Here is an 18,539-nt window from a genome sequence, read left to right on the forward strand (position 1 = left end):
TAAGGCTTCATTAAGCGTGATTTGAAAATGCCGACCATAGCACCCCCCACATTATAAAAGTGGCAAGCATCCCTGTGATATTGAGGTCTTTATTGGTTTTGAAGAGATGGGATACGCAATGACAACGGCAACAACATTAAAAGCAGCACTTCCTGCCGGTGATACAGGTCGAGTCGACTGGGTCGATTATGCCAAGGGCTTTTGTATTATTTTTGTTGTGATGATGCATTCAACGCTGGGCGTTGGCAAAGCCGCCGGTGAAGAAGGCTGGCTGCATTATTTGGTCGAGTATGCCCGCCCGTTCCGTATGCCTGATTTTTTTATGATCGCAGGTCTCTTTCTGGCACTCGTGATTGACCGTCCTTGGAAGAGCTATCTCGACAAGAAGGTCATCCATTTTGTTTATTTCTATTTGATTTGGACATTCATTCAGTTTGGCATCAAAATTCCGGTCAATGGCGCAGAATATGGGTATGGCGCTTTGCCGTTTCTATATCTTGAAACTTTGTGGGAACCCTATGCCACACTTTGGTTCATCTACATGCTGCCAATCATGTTCGTGGTCACCAAACTTTTGAAGTCATTGCCGTGGATGGTGGTTTTTGCGGGCGCCGCCCTTTTGCAAATTGCCCCCATCCATACAGGCAATTTGATCGTTGACGAATTTGCCTCGCGTTATGTCTATTTCTTTGCTGGCTACTTCTTTGCCCCTCATATCTTCAAGCTGGCAGAATGGGCACGCAATAATGTTGGGCTTGGCATGCTTGGCTTGGCTATCTGGGCCTTATTCAATGGCGTTTTGATATTCAACAGCGTGAGCGTTGAATTTGGTAGCGAAACCACGGTGATGAAATATGGTGATTTGCCCCTTGTCTCGCTACTGCTTGGTTTTGCTGGCGCTGTTGGTGTGATTTTGGTTTCGGCTCTCTTGGCAAAAGTAAAATGGATGAGCTTTCTGCGCTATTGCGGACAACATTCAATCGTTGTTTATCTCGCCTTCTTCTTTCCCATGGCAATCTCGCGCGCAATCTTGCTGAAGCTTGGTATCATTTCCGACATTGGCACAATCTCAATGATTGTAACCGCAACAGCTGTGATTGCGCCCCTAGTCCTTTACTGGATTATCCAAAAAATAGGCTTTGGTTACTTCTTGTTTGTCCGCCCTGCATGGGCGCACCTTGATGGTGCCAAACCGACCAATAAGAAAGTATCGCTGACGCCTACCGCATAAACACAAATCAAACCCTTAAACTCACGAACTTGAGGGTTGCAAGCAATTAAACACACTTTGAACCTGCTTTTAGCGCTCTTTTATGCTGGCTTATTGTGGTCAAAAATTTCTATCCCACCTTATCCTATGCTAATACACATAGACAGATGTGCAGCACTTAGGGGGTAGAGCATGCAAGAATATTTCACTTGGTTAGCGATGGCTGGTACGGCTGTTTTTGCGTTAAGCGGCGCTCTAATGGCGCTACGTCAAGGAATGGACGTTGTCGGCGTCAGTTTGATCGCGACAGTTACCGGCATTGGCGGCGGAACTTTGCGCGATATCCTTCTTGGCAACCTACCAGTCAATTGGGTGGAGGCGCCCTTACCCATCGTCGTGTGCATCATTTGCGCTATCCTTGCGTGTTTCTTTAACCAGAGTTTAGCAGGGCGGCGAATGACATGGCTGCTCTATGCCGATGCAGCGGGGCTGGCTTTGTTTGCAGTCTTGGGCGCAAGGGCAGCTGATCTGGCTGGGGCGCATCCAATTGTTGCTATTCTTTTTGGAGCAATGAGCGCAAGTTTCGGTGGCATTTTGCGCGACGTGATTTGTAATGAAGAGCCGCTGCTACTGAAACAAGAGATTTATATTATTCCTGCAGTAATTGGCGCGTTTTTATACATCATTATCCCAACCAGCTACGGGTCAACCAACTATAGCGATGAATTGAGAACAGCAATTGCAACTATTCCTACATTTATGATCCGCGCCCTTGCAATCAAATTAAACTGGAGTTTGAACTTTCCAAAGGCACGCGCGCCATTGGACCCGGACTCTTGATTGAGAGCCTCGCTCAAGCGTAAGCCGCTTGCACGCATCTCATCTCGTTGAGCGAGTCAAAAGACTCAACAAGCTTGGGATAATTAGCGCGCCAATCAATCTCTGCAAATCTCAAATCAAGATAGCGAAGCAAAGCAACAAAGGCAGCCTCCGATATATCGAAAGGGCCATCAAAGGCCTTCACATTATCTTCCAAAAGCGCGAGCGCACCCTTTATGCGACCAAAATTATCGTCGATCATCTCAGGCCAGCGAAATTGTTCCGGGCGTACAAATGTCTCATAGCGTGTCTGCACAGCCCGCTCGGTGGCACCATTACACAAGGCATGCAAGTTTAATATTTTTGTCCGCTCTGGGCCACTCACAGGTAGCAGCGTTTCATTATCGGCAAGCCGGATAAGATAATCACAAATCGCGAATGAATCATAAATCATGACGCCATCATCTGTCATGAGCGCTGGTATCTGACGCAGCGGGTTTTGCGCGCTATATTCGAGGTTAGGACTGCCTGGCACAACCTTCGTATCAACGCATTCAATCTTGTGGGCAAGGTCGCATTCGTGGGCAACAATCAGCACTTTGGCCACAAAAGGCGATGCGGGGCTATAATAAAGTTTCATCAATCTGTTCCCTTTTGTGCCGTGACACTTTCAAACCAGTCGATGGCAAGAGTTGCCCATGCTGCTGGCACCTCATGACCACCAGGATGAAGAGCAAATTCGAGTGCTGTGCCAGCCGCGCAATGCGTCCAGATGCGGCGCCAGAAAGGCCCATCGGTGATAAATTTATCAGCTCGGTACTTTACACATTCATTTTCAATGCGCCATTGGTTTAAAGTTTGATAGATATCCCCCTGCTCCACGTGCCCACCAGGCACTTCGCCCAAAGGCCTACCTTCTAGTGGAACTGTCTGATCGCGCCAGCCATGGGTATGGAGAAGCTTAACAGGCCCTTCACAATCAACAGGATGAGGCCGCCAAAAGCCACCGGCAACTGGCGCAAAAGCTGCTGCCACTGTCGGCTCCTTGCAGGCAATATACGAAGTCAATGATCCACCGATAGAATAGCCGGACATAAGAATGCGTGCGGGATCAATATTAAATTTTGTTCCCGCATCTTTGATGATTTCTTTCACGAATGCCAAATCATCGCGATGGGGTTCAAATTGAGGAATAAAAGCCCAGCCTGGACCAAATCGGCTGCCGGGGCGCTTTTTGCCATTGGGTGCGATAACCACATAACCACGCGCAATAAAATCTTTTGTCATCTGTTCGCGCACCGTAAATATGCGCGAACCCCATCCGCTACCGCCATGAAAGAATATAACGGCAGGACGCGGAGCATCACCGTCCGTTTCAGGCTCCACGGCATAATAGCTACCAAGAGGAACGTCACACAGGCTTTCTTCATTAAAGCCGCACTCGGCGGCTTGTGAAGACTGTGCTGCGGCAAGACCAAGGCTAATCGCAATTAAAACGGCGCGAATGAGACGAATGTAATTTAAACGCATGAGGATCCAGCAATGACGTGACTTGTAAGACTGCATAAAACTCTCCAATGCTTTCGAACACAATATTTTAATTACAAAGACTCAACCTAAGAAGAAAGACAGAGGGTGCATTCACGTTACATCTTTTGCAATCCATTTGATTCGAGAGCAGCCAAGTCCGCGCGTGTGGTTTTCTTGCCCGACCAATGAATGTTGCATGGTTCAAACCGAAAACTAATATCTGCAAGGTCCGCTGCACGTTGGATCACCATCGTTAAAAGCGCTTTATAAGCATTGGTTTCAATTTCTTCTTGGTTCTGATCTCCATCAATTGGAAAGCGCATCACCTGAATAATCTCCCCTTCATCGACCTTGGGTGTCATGTAATGAAAGGTCACACCATAGTCGCGCGCGCCATCACGAATGGCATAGGGAGCTGGCATATAGCCGGGGCGCTCTGGTGGGCCTGGATGAAAATTGAAGCAATTGAAATCAAGTCGCTCAATGATCTGTCTGGTCACAACTGTACCAGAACAAAAAGCGATAAGCCGCATTGAGACATCAGGTAGCTTTGATGTTTCATCAAGCTGCGCCAAAGATTGCATATGCCAGAACAATGTATCAGGAGCAGTTTGCTTTAGTTGGTTGGCAAAAAAGCCAGCATCCAGTTCACTCATCAAAAGCAGAACGGCCTTTTTTGTCTTTTCTTCTTTCAATAGTCGCGAGCCTCTTGCATCAAACGATAATCTAACGCTAGTATGTGCCATGACCGGGGGTGTCTCGACAAGAGACTGAGAGGTTGTTGAGCTAAATTTATATTCATTACTATGAACATGAATAAAAGTGCGGCGAGCGTAACTGACCCTTAGAACCTGATCCAGTTCACACTGGCGTAGGGATGGTGAGATACCACGGATAATCCGTCGCTCTCAATTTCCTTAAGTCCAGACACTGAATGGGTCTTCAACGCACGAAAGCCTTGGAGCAAAACCATGAATGCTGTCACACCTAATGTTACTGTTGGGCCATTGCCTGCTTCTCAGAAGATTTACAAAACTGGCAAACTCTATCCTGACATCAAAGTACCGATGCGCGAAATTCAGGTGCATCCAACCGCTGGCGAACCCAATGTCATCGTCTATGATTCATCAGGCCCTTACACCGACACCAATGTAGAAACCGATATTGCCAAAGGCCTGCCGCGTTTTCGTGAAAGCTGGGTAGAAGCCGTGGGTGACTGCGAACGCTATGAAGGCCGCCACGTCAAGCCTGAAGACAATGGCTTTGCCAAGGGTGACAAACTGACCCAGGAATTTCCTATTCGCAATCAGCCGTTCAAGGCAAAAGACGGCAAGGCTGTGACACAGCTCGCTTATGCGCGTGCGGGCATTATCACCCGCGAGATGGAATATATTGCCATTCGCGAAAACCTTGGCCGCGAACAAGCCGCAAAAGATGCGCAGCGTGATGGTGAAAGTTTTGGTGCGGAAATTCCAGATTATATCACGCCGGAATTTGTGCGCGATGAAGTAGCCCGTGGTCGCGCGGTCATTCCCGCCAATATCAACCACCCTGAAGTTGAGCCGATGATTATTGGCCGCAACTTCCTTGTTAAAATCAATGCCAATATCGGCAATTCTGCGGTTACTTCTTCTATGGAAGAGGAAGTTGATAAAATGGTTTGGGCGACCCGCTGGGGTGCTGACAATGTGATGGACCTTTCAACAGGCCGCAACATTCACAATATCCGCGAATGGATTATCCGCAATTCAGCCTCCCCCATCGGCACCGTGCCGATTTATCAGGCGCTTGAGAAAGTAAACGGCATTGCCGAAGACCTAACATGGGAAGTCTACCGCGACACATTGATCGAACAATGCGAGCAGGGCGTTGACTATTTCACCATCCATGCCGGTGTTCGCTTGCATTATATCCCAATGACAGTGAACCGCGTCACAGGCATTGTCTCACGCGGCGGCTCTATCATGGCAAAATGGTGCCTGCACCATCATAAAGAAAGCTTCCTCTACACAAACTTTGAGGAAATCTGCGACATCATGCGTGCTTATGATGTGACCTTCTCACTCGGAGACGGCCTGCGCCCTGGTTCGATTGCGGATGCCAATGATGAAGCGCAATTTGCAGAATTGGAAACCCTTGGCGAGCTAACTGACATCGCATGGAAAAAAGATTGTCAGGTCATGATTGAAGGCCCCGGTCATGTGCCGATGCACAAAATCAAAGAGAATATGACCAAGCAACTTGAGGTTTGCAAAGAAGCGCCGTTTTATACACTCGGCCCTCTCACAACCGATATTGCACCGGGTTATGACCACATCACATCCGGCATTGGTGCTGCGATGATTGGTTGGTTTGGTACGGCGATGCTTTGTTATGTCACCCCTAAAGAGCACCTTGGTCTGCCAGATCGTGATGATGTTAAAGTTGGTGTGATTACCTATAAAATTGCTGCCCATGCCGCTGACCTAGCAAAGGGCCATCCTGCGGCTCAAATTCGCGATGATGCCGTATCACGGGCGCGTTTTGAATTCCGCTGGGAAGATCAGTTTAATCTTGCTCTCGACCCAGATACAGCGCGCGAATATCACGATGCAACGCTGCCAAAAGATGCTCATAAGGTGGCTCACTTCTGCTCCATGTGTGGTCCTAAATTCTGCTCAATGCGAATTTCTCACGACATCCGCGCTGAAGCACAGAAAGAGGGCATGGAAGCCATGGCGGAGAAATTCCGTGTTGGCGGCGAGCTATATTTGCCGCTCGACAAAGCGGAGAAAATTGAACCTGCTGAGTAAGCCAATCTCCAGAGGCAATGATATGATTATTTCGTTGCCTCTGGCCCTAAGAGGCCGCAAGGTTATCAAAATGCGGACCTGATATTTAGTCTGCCAATAAGGCACCCCATTTGATCAAAATCATCGCACTACAACTGCATTTTATATTTTAGGCGCGACTAACGTCGGCTCAATAAAGGACCACAGCGTCCCGCCAATCAAAAGGCCGATTATCAAATCGACAAAAACCAGAGCCATGCAAAAAAGAATGGGCTTGTCGAGTGTCGCCCGCGCAACGCGAAAACTATAAATCAAAACGAAGCCGAGTAGGATTAACTGCGAAAAAACCATTGCATCTAAATTGATGAGGCCGACAACATGGGTAAGCGTAGGTATAAAATATACCCATCCCATGACAATACTGGCCCAATTTCTAGCAATAATAAACGGGCTATAGCGCGTCTTAATATCGAGTTGGTCAGCCAATATCCATAGAACAAACGGCATCATGGCCCATTCCAACCCAAATCCAAAAATCTTAGTGGCAAAAAAGATGGCGCTTGGAAAAGCTTCCAAGGATAACCCATGTTCAGACATGAGCCAGCCTCGCTGGATCAGCAATGTGATCGATAAAGGAACAAAGACAATCCATATCGCTTTGAAAGAATGCCAGAACCCGTCTGGCGTCATATTGAAATATGATAGCGCCTTTGGGTCTTTAAAGAGAATTCTCAAAGCCCCCGTCAAGGATGAGCGAATTTCATCTTGTGGTACGAGCATCAGGAACCGTCGAAATAACGCTTTAAAAAAGCCTGATAAACACGGGTCAATGTATTGATGTCTTCAACGGGGGTGTGCTCATCAACCTGATGCAATGTATTGAACACAAGGCCGAACTCCACCACTGGGCAATAGTTTTTAATGAAACGAGCATCGGATGTGCCGCCTGCCGTTGAAAGATCCGCCGTCCTGCCTGTCACTTCTTTAATCGCATCTTGCAAGGGAGCAATCAGATCATCTGCCTTCGTTAAAAAGACATCTGACACAGGTCTGACGATATCAAGGTTGTAGTGCGCGCCTTCTGGTGCTGCTGTTTTCAATCGGCGTATAATTTCAGCTTCAAGGCTGTCTATTGTCCAATGATCATTGAAGCGCACATTAAACCGCGCGGTCAATTTTGCTGGCACGACATTGGTGGCCGAATTGCCCACATCAACGCTTGAAAATTCGAGATTGGTGGGTGGAAAATTCGCACTTCCATCATCAAATGGCTCATTTGCAAGCGCGCTTAATAAAGGCAAGCCGATGGTTATCGGGTTTTTCGTGCGCTCGGGATAGGCAACATGACCTTGTATGCCTTCAACGCTGATTGACCCATTAAGGCTGCCTCTTCGACCATTTTTGATAGTCGTACCGATCATCTCAGAATTGGTTGGCTCTCCGACAATACAAGCATCAATCGCCTCACCGCGCTGATGTGCCCATTCGATGAGTTTGACCGTGCCGTTAATGGCACGGGCTTCTTCATCGCCTGTGATAAGGAGAGAAATTGACCCGCCAAAATCAAGATTTTCGCGAATGAACTGGATCGCGGCGGCGGTGAAGGCGGCAACGCTTGCCTTCATGTCTTCTGCGCCACGGCCATATAATTTACCGTCTATAATTTCGGCGCCGAAAGGGTCACATGTCCACGCATCAGCATCGCCCACTGGAACAACGTCTGTGTGACCAGCATAACAAAAATGCGGTGCGCGAGACCCAAAACGGGCATAAAGATTATCAACTTCATAGGTGTCGCCGCCGCCGAAAGGGACGCGAAACGTTTCAAAGCCAGCATCTTTGAGTACATCTTCAAGATAGTCGAGTGCCCCTGCCTCTGCTGGTGTTACAGAAGGGCAGCGAATAAGCTTTTGTGCAATCTTGATTGGATCAGGTTTTAAAACAGTCATACACAGGGTTTATAGCCGGTGCGCGAGCGGGTCAACTAAGACAATCAGGCCAACTGATATACTCTATATCAATACCACTCATTGCCAAGCGGATCATTGCCAAATTGGTTTGCTCCCTCAACCCCCTTTAAAAAACAACACTCAATAAGCAGCCAAAGTCCCATCAGCGTGACTGGTGCATGCACAACATTAGTGGCCACGAAAGACTTGAGTTCTACTTGTGTGATTGGATGAGTCGTTGTGCTACCGCCTGCACCAAAAAGGGCAAGACCAACTGCCATACCAACATAGAGCATAAAGAACATTGGTGTGCGATTGCGGTCATGTTGACGCTTGATGAAAAGCGGCGCCGAAAAAAGGAGCGGCAATAATGTATACAGCATTTGATGCACGGGATCTGGGTTTGGCATCAAGGGCACGAAAGGTAACGTATATGTACCGAATAAAACAATCGACACTAAATAGGCTGCACCAGTACCAACAAAGGATGTGATAAGAGCATATTTACGAAAATCAGCCGCTGATATGCGGCCGTTTGAATCAAAATAGATGCGCATTTTTTCTGCCGGTTCAATGATTATGAACCGACAGCATCGCCTCAAAGGCTAAAGAAGCGATTAACGAGAGCTTGGCTTTTGTCGCCTAGTCGCGAAGAAGGTCGTTGATACTGGTTTTTGAGCGCGTTTGGGCATCAACTCTTTTTACAATCACTGCACAGTAAAGGCTAGGACCCGGCGTGCCATCTGGCAAAGGTTTGCCTGGCAAAGCGCCTGGAACCACCACAGAATAGGCTGGCACTTCACCGATAAAGACTTCGCCTGTTTTACGGTCGATAATTTTTGTGGAAGCGCTGATGAACACGCCCATAGAAAGAACTGACCCTTCGCGTATAATAACGCCTTCCACAACTTCTGAGCGCGCACCGATGAAGCAATTATCTTCGATAATAACAGGACCCGCCTGCAATGGCTCTAACACACCACCAATGCCAACGCCGCCGGACAGATGAACATTTTTGCCAATTTGGGCGCAAGAGCCGACCGTCACCCATGTATCAACCATTGTGCCTGTATCGACATAAGCACCCAGATTAACGAAAGACGGCATAACCACCACGCTTGGCGCGATATAGGCGGAATGGCGCACAACACAACCTGGCACCGCACGGAAGCTATTAGCCTTCCATTCGGCTTCACCCCAGCCATTAAACTTTGATGGAACCTTGTCCCACCAAGTCGCCCCGTCAGGGCCACCAGTAATAGGGGCCATGTCATTGAGACTAAATGACAAAAGAACCGCCTTTTTCAACCATTGGTTGACAATCCAGTCATTGCCAGATTTTTCTGCTACACGAGCTTTACCCGCATCCAAGAGGTTTAATGCCTCTTGAACAGCTTCACGCACGGGGCCTTGTGTTTCAGTATTGATGGCATCACGCTCATCAAAGGCTTTTTCAATTGTGGCTTGAAGGTCAGCGTGGCTCATAGTTTTCTCTCATTTTACATAAAGGACAGTTGGTTTGAGCGAAAACTATGCGATGTGTCTTAAAGACGCAATTGGTTTTATAGAATCAGATAAGAGATGCATTCAATTGTCTTTTGATTATAGGAAAAAAGAATGGCGAAAAATGTTAGGCGCAGTGTTGGGAAATTCAAAAGTTCATTAGCGGATGTAGAAAAAATCAAACAAATTCCGGATACGCCACAAACCCGCGCGCCAGCTTATAAGCTTGCCTTCGCGGATGATGATTTTCTAGTATCCGAACATACCCGCAACATTCGTCTACAACTGGAGTATTTAAAGCCTGAGCTAGCCCTGATCGAAAAAGGGATAAATTCGACAGTTGTGCTATTCGGGGGAGCTCGGATTCCTGAGCCCGGCGGTGAAGCATGGGCTGCTAAAAACGATATCGCGAAAAAGAACCTCGAACAAAATTCAAAATATTATCAAGAAGCACGCGACTTTGCCGCTCTTTCATCGAAGGCATCTCTTCGTCACGATGGTAAAGAATATGTGGTGGTCACGGGCGGCGGGCCTGGTGTGATGGAAGCCGGCAACCGTGGCGCCGATGATGTTGGCGCGGCGTCAATCGGTCTCAACATCGTGCTTGAACACGAACAGGCGCCTAATGCTTATGTGACACCGGACCTGTGTTTCAACTTTCATTATTTTGCTATTCGTAAAATGCATTTTCTTGTGCGCGCGCGAGCCGTCGCCGTCTTTCCAGGTGGTTTTGGCACCATGGATGAATTGTTTGAGACGCTCACTCTTATTCAAACAGGCAGGATGGAGCGCGTGCCTGTACTTTTGTTTGGCAAGGCTTTTTGGGGGCGGGTGATTAATCTTGATGCGCTTGCAGAAGAAGGCACCATTTCGCCTGATGACGTTGATCTTTTCAAAATTGTCGATACAGCCAGCGAGGGTTGGAAAATTGTCGAGGACTTTTACGGAGAGTAAAATTGCCGCCCGACTTCTTGCAAAAATCCGGTCAAATCAGATGTTTGAAAATGCACATGATCCGCATTAGTGATTTCTACTTCCCACGGCTGCCGGGTCTCAGTGCTGTCTGGTGGATCTTGAATAAGGACCGTGCGCATCTTCATCTCGTGAGGCACGGCGAGATTGCGTGGCAAATCTTCAAACATAGCGGCGCATCTGGGATCAATATTCGCTAGTTTGATGAATTTTTCATATGGGTCGCGATGCGGCTTTGGCACGAGGTCGGCTGCGATAATATCAAACACATGTTCAAACAAATCAGTAATGCCGAGCTTATCGGTGGTGCGCTTTGCGTGTGGCACGTCACCATTGGTGAAAATCATCTTGCGCCCCGGTAAAGCATCAATGGCTGCACGCAGATCAGGCGCTGGCTTGACCGGTGAATAGTCGATGTCATGGACAAAATTGAGATAGTCTTCCGGATTGATATTCTCCACTTTCATCAGCCCGCGCAGGGTTGTGCCATAGTCATGGTAATGCTTTTTTTGCATGATGCGCGCTTCATCGAAAGGCAAGCCTTTGAGGTCTTGAATGAACTGCGTCATACGCACGTTCATCTGCGCGAAGAGATCACAACTGCGCGGATAAAGCGTGTTATCGAGATCGAAAATCCATGTATCAACATCGCAAAATGGCGTCAGGTCGACGTCGCTCATGGTGTGATCAATGTCCCTGCGCCATGCTCGGTGAAAAGTTCCAAGAGCACGGCATGTGGTTTGCGGCCATCCAAAATAACCACGCCTTCCACGCCCTGTTCGAGTGCTTCAATGCAGGTTTCAACTTTTGGGATCATGCCGCCAGAAATCGTGCCGCGCTTTATCATCATGCGGGCTGTTGCCACATCAAGCTCACGCAGAAGCTTGCCGTCATCATCCATCACGCCTTCGATGTCGGTGAGGAACAATAACCGTTCGGCTTCCATGGCACCGGCAATGGCGCCTGCAAAGGTATCCGCATTAATATTATAGGTTTTTTGGTCTTCACTTGACGCAATCGGCGCAATCACCGGAATAATGCCGCGCATTCGCAGCATTTTCAGCAAAACCGTGTCCACCTCTTTTGGCTCGCCTACAAACCCAAGATCAATAATCTGCTCAATATTGGAATCAGCCGCGCGTTCTGTGCGGTGAATTTTTTGGGCGGTCACCATATTGCCGTCTTTACCGCAAAGGCCAATGGCATAACCTCCCTCGGCGCAGATCGATGAGACGATTTCCTTGTTGATGGAACCCGCCAGAACCATTTCAACCACACGCACCATTTCTTTGGTCGTAACCCGCAATCCGCCTTTGAATTCGCTTTTCAAACCTAATTGGTCGAGCATCGCTCCAATTTGCGGCCCGCCGCCATGCACCACAATAGGTTCCACGCCAGATTGCGCTAATAGCGCTATATCCTGCGCAAAGGCTTTATGCAGGGCTTCATCGCCCATGGCATTGCCACCAAATTTCACCACAACAGTCTCGCCATCATAGCGCTGCATAAAGGGAAGCGCTTGCGAAATCAGGTGGGCTTGTTCTGTGTGGGGGGTGTCACTCACGCTGGTCATTGTCCGTTTAAATCATAAGAAAAATTATCACTAGCGCCATGTATCAGGATGCGAGGCCCATGACAATGTCCAGATCACTTATCACATGGAAGCAAAACTTAAGCTCATAATCAAACCATGAACTCTATTATAGTCAGCATCCCCAAAAAAAAAAGGCAGCCCCAAGGCTGCCTTTTTGCATCAATGACCCGCTTTTCACTCAGCGGCTTGAGAAAAAAGGGGCGCTGCACTCGTAACCGAAATATCAACGTGTTTCTCAAATTTCTCAAAATTCTCAATGAACATTGAGACAAGATTCTCTGACTGCGCATCATAGGCTTGTTTATCAGCCCATGTGTCACGCGGCGTCAAAATAGATGAGTCGACACCCTCCACAGCAGTTGGCACTTCGAAACCGAAATTTGCGTCTGTGCGGAAATCAGCAGCATTCAGCGAACCATCAAGGGCAGATGATAACAGGGCACGCGTTGCCTTAATCGGCATGCGTGAACCAACACCATAAGCGCCACCTGTCCATCCTGTATTTACCAGCCAGCATGTTACATCGTGCTTGGCAATCAGATCACGTAGAAGCGAGCCATAAACCGATGGATGCAAGGGCATGAATGGTGCACCAAAGCAGGCAGAGAATGTTGCCGTCGGTTCTGTTAGGCCTTTTTCTGTGCCAGCCACCTTCGCTGTATAGCCAGACAAAAAATGATACATCGCCTGTGTCGGTGTCAAACGCGCAATCGGAGGCATCACACCGAAAGCGTCAGCTGTTAACATCACAATGTTTTTGGGTTGCGGTGCTTGGCCTGTCGCACTTGCATTGGAGATGAAATCAATGGGGTAGCAACACCGACCGTTTTCGGTTTTTGAGCTATCATCAAAATCGGGCTTACCTGTTTCATCATCGATCATCACGTTTTCAAGAATCGTCCCGAAACGTTCTGTCGTTGAATAGATTTCAGGCTCCGCTTCCTTTGATAAATTGATTGTTTTCGCGTAGCAACCGCCTTCAAAATTAAAAATACCATCAGCTCCCCAACCATGCTCATCATCCCCGATAAGAGTACGGGAAGGGTCAGCAGACAAGGTTGTTTTGCCCGTACCAGAAAGACCAAAGAAGATTGCGCTTTCACCTTCATCATTCACATTAGCTGAACAATGCATCGGCATAATGCCTTTTTCTGGCAATAGATAGTTGAGAAGTGAGAAAACAGATTTCTTCATTTCGCCGCCATAAGAAGTACCAACGATAAGCACAATTTTTCGAGTAAAATCACATGCAATGAATGTCTCAGAGCGGCAACCATGACGCTCAGGGTCCGCTTTAAAGCTTGGCAGATCAATGATTGTCATCTGCGGCACAAAGTTCTCAAGTTCTTCACGCTGCGGGCGCACAAGCATGTTGCGAATGAACAATGAGTGCCAAGCATATTCTGTGAATACACGGGTTTGCAAACGATGAGCGATGTCATTGCCGCCGTAAAGGTCTTGGGCATAAAGCTCCATACCTTTGGCGTGAGCAATCATATCCTGCCAAAGCAGAGAAAAGTGTTTAGGCTCCATGCCTTTGTTGTTGTCCCACCAAATTTTATCTTCGGTGTTTGCATCGCGGACAATAAATTTATCTTGTGCGGAGCGGCCAGTGTGTTGACCCGTATCGACAGCCAACGCGCCATCAGCGGTTAGCTCACCTTCACGGTTTTTCAGTGCCCGATCATAAAGCTCGGCAGCGCCATAGTTCCAGTGAACCGTGCCAATGCTTTCAAGGCCTGCTTTATCAGCCGCGAAATCTTTATTCCAAATACCGTGTTGAACGCCAATATTCATCTAAAGCCACCCTTCGTTGCTTGGTCATCAAACCAATGCTCTACAATTGAAGGCAGATTGTCCGCCTTTGGATGCCTCAAATACAGAGGTGGCCTTTTTCAATGCAACACACAGAAGTCGCAAAAAGGTAGTTAATGCCGAAGAAAACAACACTTTAGCGCTAGATTTGAGGGTGAATTAAACTTCGCATAAATAGTTTTGCCTAAAAAATAATATAATTAAATGGCGCTTAAAGTTAATTCGGATTTCGATAAAAATAAGAGGGTACCCGCGCACCAATTGTTGTGATTCAAAATATAAAAAAGCCCGCACAAGGCGGGCTTTTTAAAAAGAGACGTCGCGCTTCCTAAAATTTATAGGATAGGCCGGCTCTCAAGGCCACATTACTTAGATCTTCTTCGAATGTCCCACCATTGACGCCTGGTGTTCCACCGCCACGCCGCACACTGTCTACGTTAATAGCTTGTTGGAAACGCGCATCACCAAAAAGCGAAACACTGTCAGACAACGCATAACTAGTACCAGCACCAACACTCCAAAGAAAGTTTGTGCTTCTGTCATCAAGATTCAAAGCAAAAGGCGCTGCCGGATTGTACACGAGGTCCAGATCAACAACAGAAACACCTAGGCCCCCAACGATATAAGGCGTGAAGCCCGTGTCGCTAAAATGATCGAAGTCAAGATAAAGGTTAGCTAAGACATTGAAACCAGTTACATCCGTGTCACCAATAAGTATTTCATTTCCAGCGCCATTGCCGGAAAAATCCAATTGATCAACATCATTGTTGAAATAGGAAAACTCGATTTCAGTACGAGGTGTAATGCCATCAAAATTAAAACTATTCCATTTGTAACCAACTGCGCCACCAACACTGAATCCATTATCACGGTCAATATCTACTAATAAGCCATCGCCATTTGAAAAGGATTCATCGCCAACACTGAGATTCCCACCGGCAAAGATTGAGATATAAAAATTATCATTTTTTGCCGCAGGTGCAATTGGTTGAGCTGGCGGATCAATATCTGCTGCCATTGCTACACCAGTCATCAGGCTCATGACCGCAACTGCTGATATGCTCTTTTTCAAAAATATCATACAAACCACTTCTTTCTTATTACTCTTTACAATTTTAAATTGATATGAATTCAACCACGCACCATGCGTGACGAACCGCTTGTTTGCCCTTAGCCAGACGTTTACTCGTCTAATAAATGAACAACAACACACGATTCTCTCGCGGAATATCACGTTAAATTTTCAGGCAAATGTAAGAAAAAAATGAATATTTTCTGACTTGGCTATACGCGCCCTTGTCGCCTTATGTCGACAACATGGAAATGCTTGTGGTTTGGTGCGCGTAGATAGGTTTTATATGTTAATGCGCCTCATCCCAATTATCCGCAGCACGAGCATCGACCGACAGGGGAACACTCAGGTTGAGGACGGGCATGGTCGCATTTTCCATGATGCCTTTGACGAGCGCTGTGGTGGAGTCGACTTCTTCTTCCGGTAGCTCGAAAATCAGTTCATCATGCACTTGTAGCAGCATTTGTGCGTTCAGCTTCGCCTCATAAAGCGCCTCTTCCATGCGCAGCATCGCTCGGCGCAGGATATCAGCCGCAGAGCCTTGGATGGGCGCGTTAATGGCGGCGCGTTCATAAAAATTGCGCATATTTGGATTTTTGGTATTAATATCAGGATAGTGCGCGCGGCGCCCGAAAATCGTCTCCACATAGCCATTGGCGTGAACAAACTTCTTTGTCTCTTCCATGTAATCTTTAATACCCGGGAAGCGTTCGAAATATTTGTCGATATAATCCTTCGCTTCGCCGCGCCCGATGCCAAGCTGATTGGCCAGCCCGAAGGCAGAAATACCATAAATAATACCAAAGTTGATCGCCTTTGCACGGCGGCGCACCATAGGGTCCATACCATCGATCGGCACACCAAACATCTCACTGGCCGTCATCGCATGAATATCAAACCCGTCTTCAAAGGCCTGTTTCAACTGTGGGATGTCAGCCATGTGCGCGAGAACGCGCAGTTCAATTTGGCTATAGTCAGCAGACAAAAGCTTGCGCCCCTTGGCGGCAACAAAAGCCTGCCTGATTTTGCGCCCTTCTTCAGTGCGCACGGGGATATTTTGTAAGTTCGGTTCTGAAGATGAAAGCCGCCCCGTGGAGGTGCTAGCCAGAGAATATGAGGTGTGAACGCGGTTGCTATCAGCGTTAATATAGGTGGGGATCGCATCTGAATAGGTAGATTTCAATTTTGAAAGCTGTCGCCATTCAACGATTTTAACAGGCAAGTCATGACCTTCAGCTGCCAAATCTTCCAGAGCTTGTGCAGAGGTAGACCATGCGCCGGTTTTGGTCTTCTTGCCGCCAGGCAAGCCCATTTTGTCAAACAGTATCTCACCGAGCTGCTTGGGAGAGCCGACATTGAATGTTTCGCCAGCTAGATCATAAATGTCGGCTTCAATGGCTGCCGCCTTTTGGGCAAATTCACCCGAAAGGCGCGAGAGCATTTGCCTATCAACGGCAATGCCGCGTTGTTCCATGCGTGCAAGAGCTGGCACCATCGGGCGTTCCAGTCGCTCATAAACCGTGACCATGCCCTCAGCCACAAGGCGCGGCTTTAAGATCATCCAAAGCCGCAGGGTGACATCGGCATCTTCAGCGGCATAAGCGGTTGCTTTTTCAAGGGGCACCTTATCGAAAGTAATCATTGATTTGCCAGAGCCACAGACTTCCTTGAAGGGAATGGGGTCGTGGTTTAGCCAGCGTTCAGACAACGCATCCATGCCATGACCACCAGAGATGCCAGCATCCAGCACATAGGACATCAGCATCGTGTCATCAAAAGGCGCGACTTTAATGCCGTAGCGAATGAGAACCAGCCAGTCGTATTTCAGGTTTTGCGCAACCTTAAGAACAGACGGATCTTCAAAGAGCGGCTTTAAGCGGGCAATCGCTTCTTTGAGTGGTATTTGATTTGGCATGGCCGCATGATCGCTGGATTGCACATCACCGAACAAATCACCACAGAATGCATCAGGATCAATATGGGCAAGCGGAATATAGCAGGCGCGGCCCGGTGCTGTGGCAAGCGATACGCCTACCAGATCACAGGCCATAGCATCAAGAGATGTGGTCTCTGTATCAACCGCAACAATACCCTTCTCGCGCGCCTCTTCGATCCAGCGATCCAGCGCTTCAAGATTTATCACCATTTCATAGGTGCTGCTGTCGACGGGCAGCGCACTGATTTTTTCTGCGCGTTGGCTGGCCAGCATTTGTGGCGTTGCGATGCCGCCCTCTTTACTTATTTGTGTCGGATCAAGATCTGGCCCGCGCTGCGCTTCATAGCCATCAACTTTGATGACCTTTGCCTCAATCGCGCTAACATCGGCCTCAAAGTTTTCAGCCACACGCTTGGTGAGGGTCGTGAATTCCATGCCCTTGAGATAAGAAAGCAGCTCCGCCCCTTCCACCTCAACAACCCCAAGATCATCCAGCGGCACATCAAGTTCCACATGATCATCAAGTCGGACTAATTGCCGTGAAATACGAGCTTGATCCGCAAATTCGATCAGATTCTCGCGCCGCTTGTTTTGCTTAATCTCACCCGCTCTCGCCAGAAGCGTTTCAAGGTCTCCGTATTCCAGCAATAATTGTGCGGCGGTTTTGGCGCCAATGCCAGGAACGCCGGGCACATTATCCGTGCTATCACCAGCGAGCGCCTGAAGGTCGATCATCATTTCTGGTCCCACACCAAATTTCTCAAGCACTTCAGGCGTTGAAATATGCTTGTCTTTCATTGAGTCATACATCGATACATTATCTGTCACCAGTTGCATCAAATCTTTGTCGGATGAAACGATAGTGACCTTGTTGCCATTTTCATTAGCAATGCGAGCATAGGTGGCAATCAGATCGTCGGCCTCAAAGCCTTCTTTCTCTATTGATGGCAGGTTGAAAGCATGAGTTGCTTCACGGATAAGCCCAAATTGAGGGCGTAAATCTTCCGGCGGAGCGGAGCGGTTGGCTTTATATTCGGGGTATATTTCATTGCGGAATGTTTTTGAAGAATGATCAAAGATCACCGCAAAGTGCGTGGCAGGCGGCCCCAGCTTTCCGTCCTTCGCCTGATTGAATACCTTCCACATCATATTGCAATAACCCGACACCGCACCTACGGGAATACCGTCGGATTTGCGCGTGAGTGGGGGCAGCGCATGATAGGCGCGAAAGATATAGGCTGACCCATCGATGAGAAAGATATGTTTTTGTGACATTGTGCACTCCTGTTGGCGCACAATTTAGAGCCGCAATGCGCTAAAGTCATCATATGATACCAACCGATAGGTACTTTCTAACATTATAGACTT

Annotated in this window: 16 protein-coding genes and 1 riboswitch; of the genes, 4 read left to right on the forward strand and 12 right to left on the reverse strand. The window is 47.9% G+C overall.

What is annotated here, in order from left to right:
- Window positions 1-118: 118 nt before the first annotated feature.
- Together ABJ081_02445 and ABJ081_02450 are read left to right on the forward strand one after the other, a co-directional pair.
- Window positions 119-1,231 carry an acyltransferase family protein gene (locus tag ABJ081_02445; GenBank protein ID MEP6355516.1) on the forward strand — a complete coding sequence of 371 codons (1,113 nt, stop codon included), beginning with the start codon at window positions 119-121 and terminating at the stop codon, window positions 1,229-1,231.
- Window positions 1,232-1,402: 171 nt separating this feature from the next.
- On the forward strand, window positions 1,403-2,050 hold the full coding sequence (locus ABJ081_02450; protein ID MEP6355517.1) for a trimeric intracellular cation channel family protein: 648 nt from the start codon (window positions 1,403-1,405) through the stop codon (window positions 2,048-2,050).
- A 13-nt stretch (window positions 2,051-2,063) separates the two neighbouring features.
- On the opposite strand, the gene ABJ081_02455 is transcribed toward ABJ081_02450, so the two are convergent.
- From ABJ081_02455 to ABJ081_02465, 3 genes are all read right to left on the reverse strand, one after another.
- A complete protein-coding gene (locus tag ABJ081_02455; GenBank protein ID MEP6355518.1) occupies window positions 2,064-2,669 on the reverse strand; it encodes a glutathione S-transferase family protein in 606 nt (201 codons plus the stop codon).
- Window positions 2,669-3,595, reverse strand: coding sequence for a PHB depolymerase family esterase (locus ABJ081_02460; GenBank protein MEP6355519.1), 927 nt, complete (start codon window positions 3,593-3,595; stop codon window positions 2,669-2,671). Before ABJ081_02460 ends, ABJ081_02455 begins: the two co-directional genes overlap by 1 nt.
- A gap of 80 nt (window positions 3,596-3,675) precedes the next feature.
- On the reverse strand, window positions 3,676-4,305 hold the full coding sequence (locus ABJ081_02465) for a formyltransferase family protein (GenBank protein ID MEP6355520.1): 630 nt from the start codon (window positions 4,303-4,305) through the stop codon (window positions 3,676-3,678).
- Window positions 4,300-4,455: riboswitch (TPP riboswitch) on the forward strand. (Overlaps the previous gene by 6 nt.)
- A gap of 75 nt (window positions 4,456-4,530) precedes the next feature.
- Between ABJ081_02465 and thiC the strand changes: the two genes are divergently transcribed.
- Window positions 4,531-6,351 (forward strand): phosphomethylpyrimidine synthase ThiC, encoded by a 1,821-nt coding sequence (thiC, locus tag ABJ081_02470; GenBank protein MEP6355521.1) that lies wholly within the window; start codon window positions 4,531-4,533, stop codon window positions 6,349-6,351.
- Between the two features lie 141 nt (window positions 6,352-6,492).
- Here the strand turns inward: thiC and ABJ081_02475 are convergent, their stop codons facing one another.
- The 4 genes from ABJ081_02475 to dapD form a co-directional block, all read right to left on the reverse strand.
- Window positions 6,493-7,110 (reverse strand): hypothetical protein, encoded by a 618-nt coding sequence (locus ABJ081_02475; GenBank protein MEP6355522.1) that lies wholly within the window; start codon window positions 7,108-7,110, stop codon window positions 6,493-6,495.
- Entirely contained in the window at window positions 7,110-8,279 is a 1,170-nt protein-coding gene (gene dapE, locus ABJ081_02480; GenBank protein ID MEP6355523.1) for a succinyl-diaminopimelate desuccinylase, read from the reverse strand. The genes ABJ081_02475 and dapE overlap by 1 nt, the downstream gene beginning before the upstream one ends.
- 68 nt (window positions 8,280-8,347) lie before the next feature.
- Entirely contained in the window at window positions 8,348-8,836 is a 489-nt protein-coding gene (locus tag ABJ081_02485) for a DUF805 domain-containing protein (protein ID MEP6355524.1), read from the reverse strand.
- Between the two features lie 85 nt (window positions 8,837-8,921).
- A complete protein-coding gene (gene dapD, locus ABJ081_02490) occupies window positions 8,922-9,764 on the reverse strand; it encodes a 2,3,4,5-tetrahydropyridine-2,6-dicarboxylate N-succinyltransferase (GenBank protein MEP6355525.1) in 843 nt (280 codons plus the stop codon).
- Between the two features lie 132 nt (window positions 9,765-9,896).
- Between dapD and ABJ081_02495 the strand changes: the two genes are divergently transcribed.
- Window positions 9,897-10,736 carry an LOG family protein gene (locus tag ABJ081_02495; protein ID MEP6355526.1) on the forward strand — a complete coding sequence of 280 codons (840 nt, stop codon included), beginning with the start codon at window positions 9,897-9,899 and terminating at the stop codon, window positions 10,734-10,736.
- Here the strand turns inward: ABJ081_02495 and ABJ081_02500 are convergent.
- From ABJ081_02500 to polA, 5 genes are all read right to left on the reverse strand, one after another.
- On the reverse strand, window positions 10,724-11,434 hold the full coding sequence (locus tag ABJ081_02500; protein ID MEP6355527.1) for a pyrimidine 5'-nucleotidase: 711 nt from the start codon (window positions 11,432-11,434) through the stop codon (window positions 10,724-10,726). The genes ABJ081_02495 and ABJ081_02500 overlap by 13 nt on opposite strands.
- The gene (argB, locus tag ABJ081_02505) at window positions 11,431-12,327 is read right to left on the reverse strand and encodes an acetylglutamate kinase (protein MEP6355528.1); all 897 of its coding nucleotides are present in this window, start codon (window positions 12,325-12,327) and stop codon (window positions 11,431-11,433) included. The genes ABJ081_02500 and argB overlap by 4 nt, the downstream gene beginning before the upstream one ends.
- A 195-nt stretch (window positions 12,328-12,522) precedes the next feature.
- The gene (locus tag ABJ081_02510) at window positions 12,523-14,145 is read right to left on the reverse strand and encodes a phosphoenolpyruvate carboxykinase (GenBank protein ID MEP6355529.1); all 1,623 of its coding nucleotides are present in this window, start codon (window positions 14,143-14,145) and stop codon (window positions 12,523-12,525) included.
- A 346-nt stretch (window positions 14,146-14,491) separates the two neighbouring features.
- Entirely contained in the window at window positions 14,492-15,205 is a 714-nt protein-coding gene (locus ABJ081_02515) for an outer membrane beta-barrel protein (GenBank protein ID MEP6355530.1), read from the reverse strand.
- Window positions 15,206-15,524: 319 nt separating this feature from the next.
- Window positions 15,525-18,446 carry a DNA polymerase I gene (gene polA, locus ABJ081_02520; GenBank protein MEP6355531.1) on the reverse strand — a complete coding sequence of 974 codons (2,922 nt, stop codon included), beginning with the start codon at window positions 18,444-18,446 and terminating at the stop codon, window positions 15,525-15,527.
- Window positions 18,447-18,539 lie beyond the last annotated feature (93 nt).

It is taken from the genome of Hyphomicrobiales bacterium (assembly GCA_039989895.1).
Taxonomy (GTDB): domain Bacteria; phylum Pseudomonadota; class Alphaproteobacteria; order Rhizobiales; family JACESI01; genus JACESI01.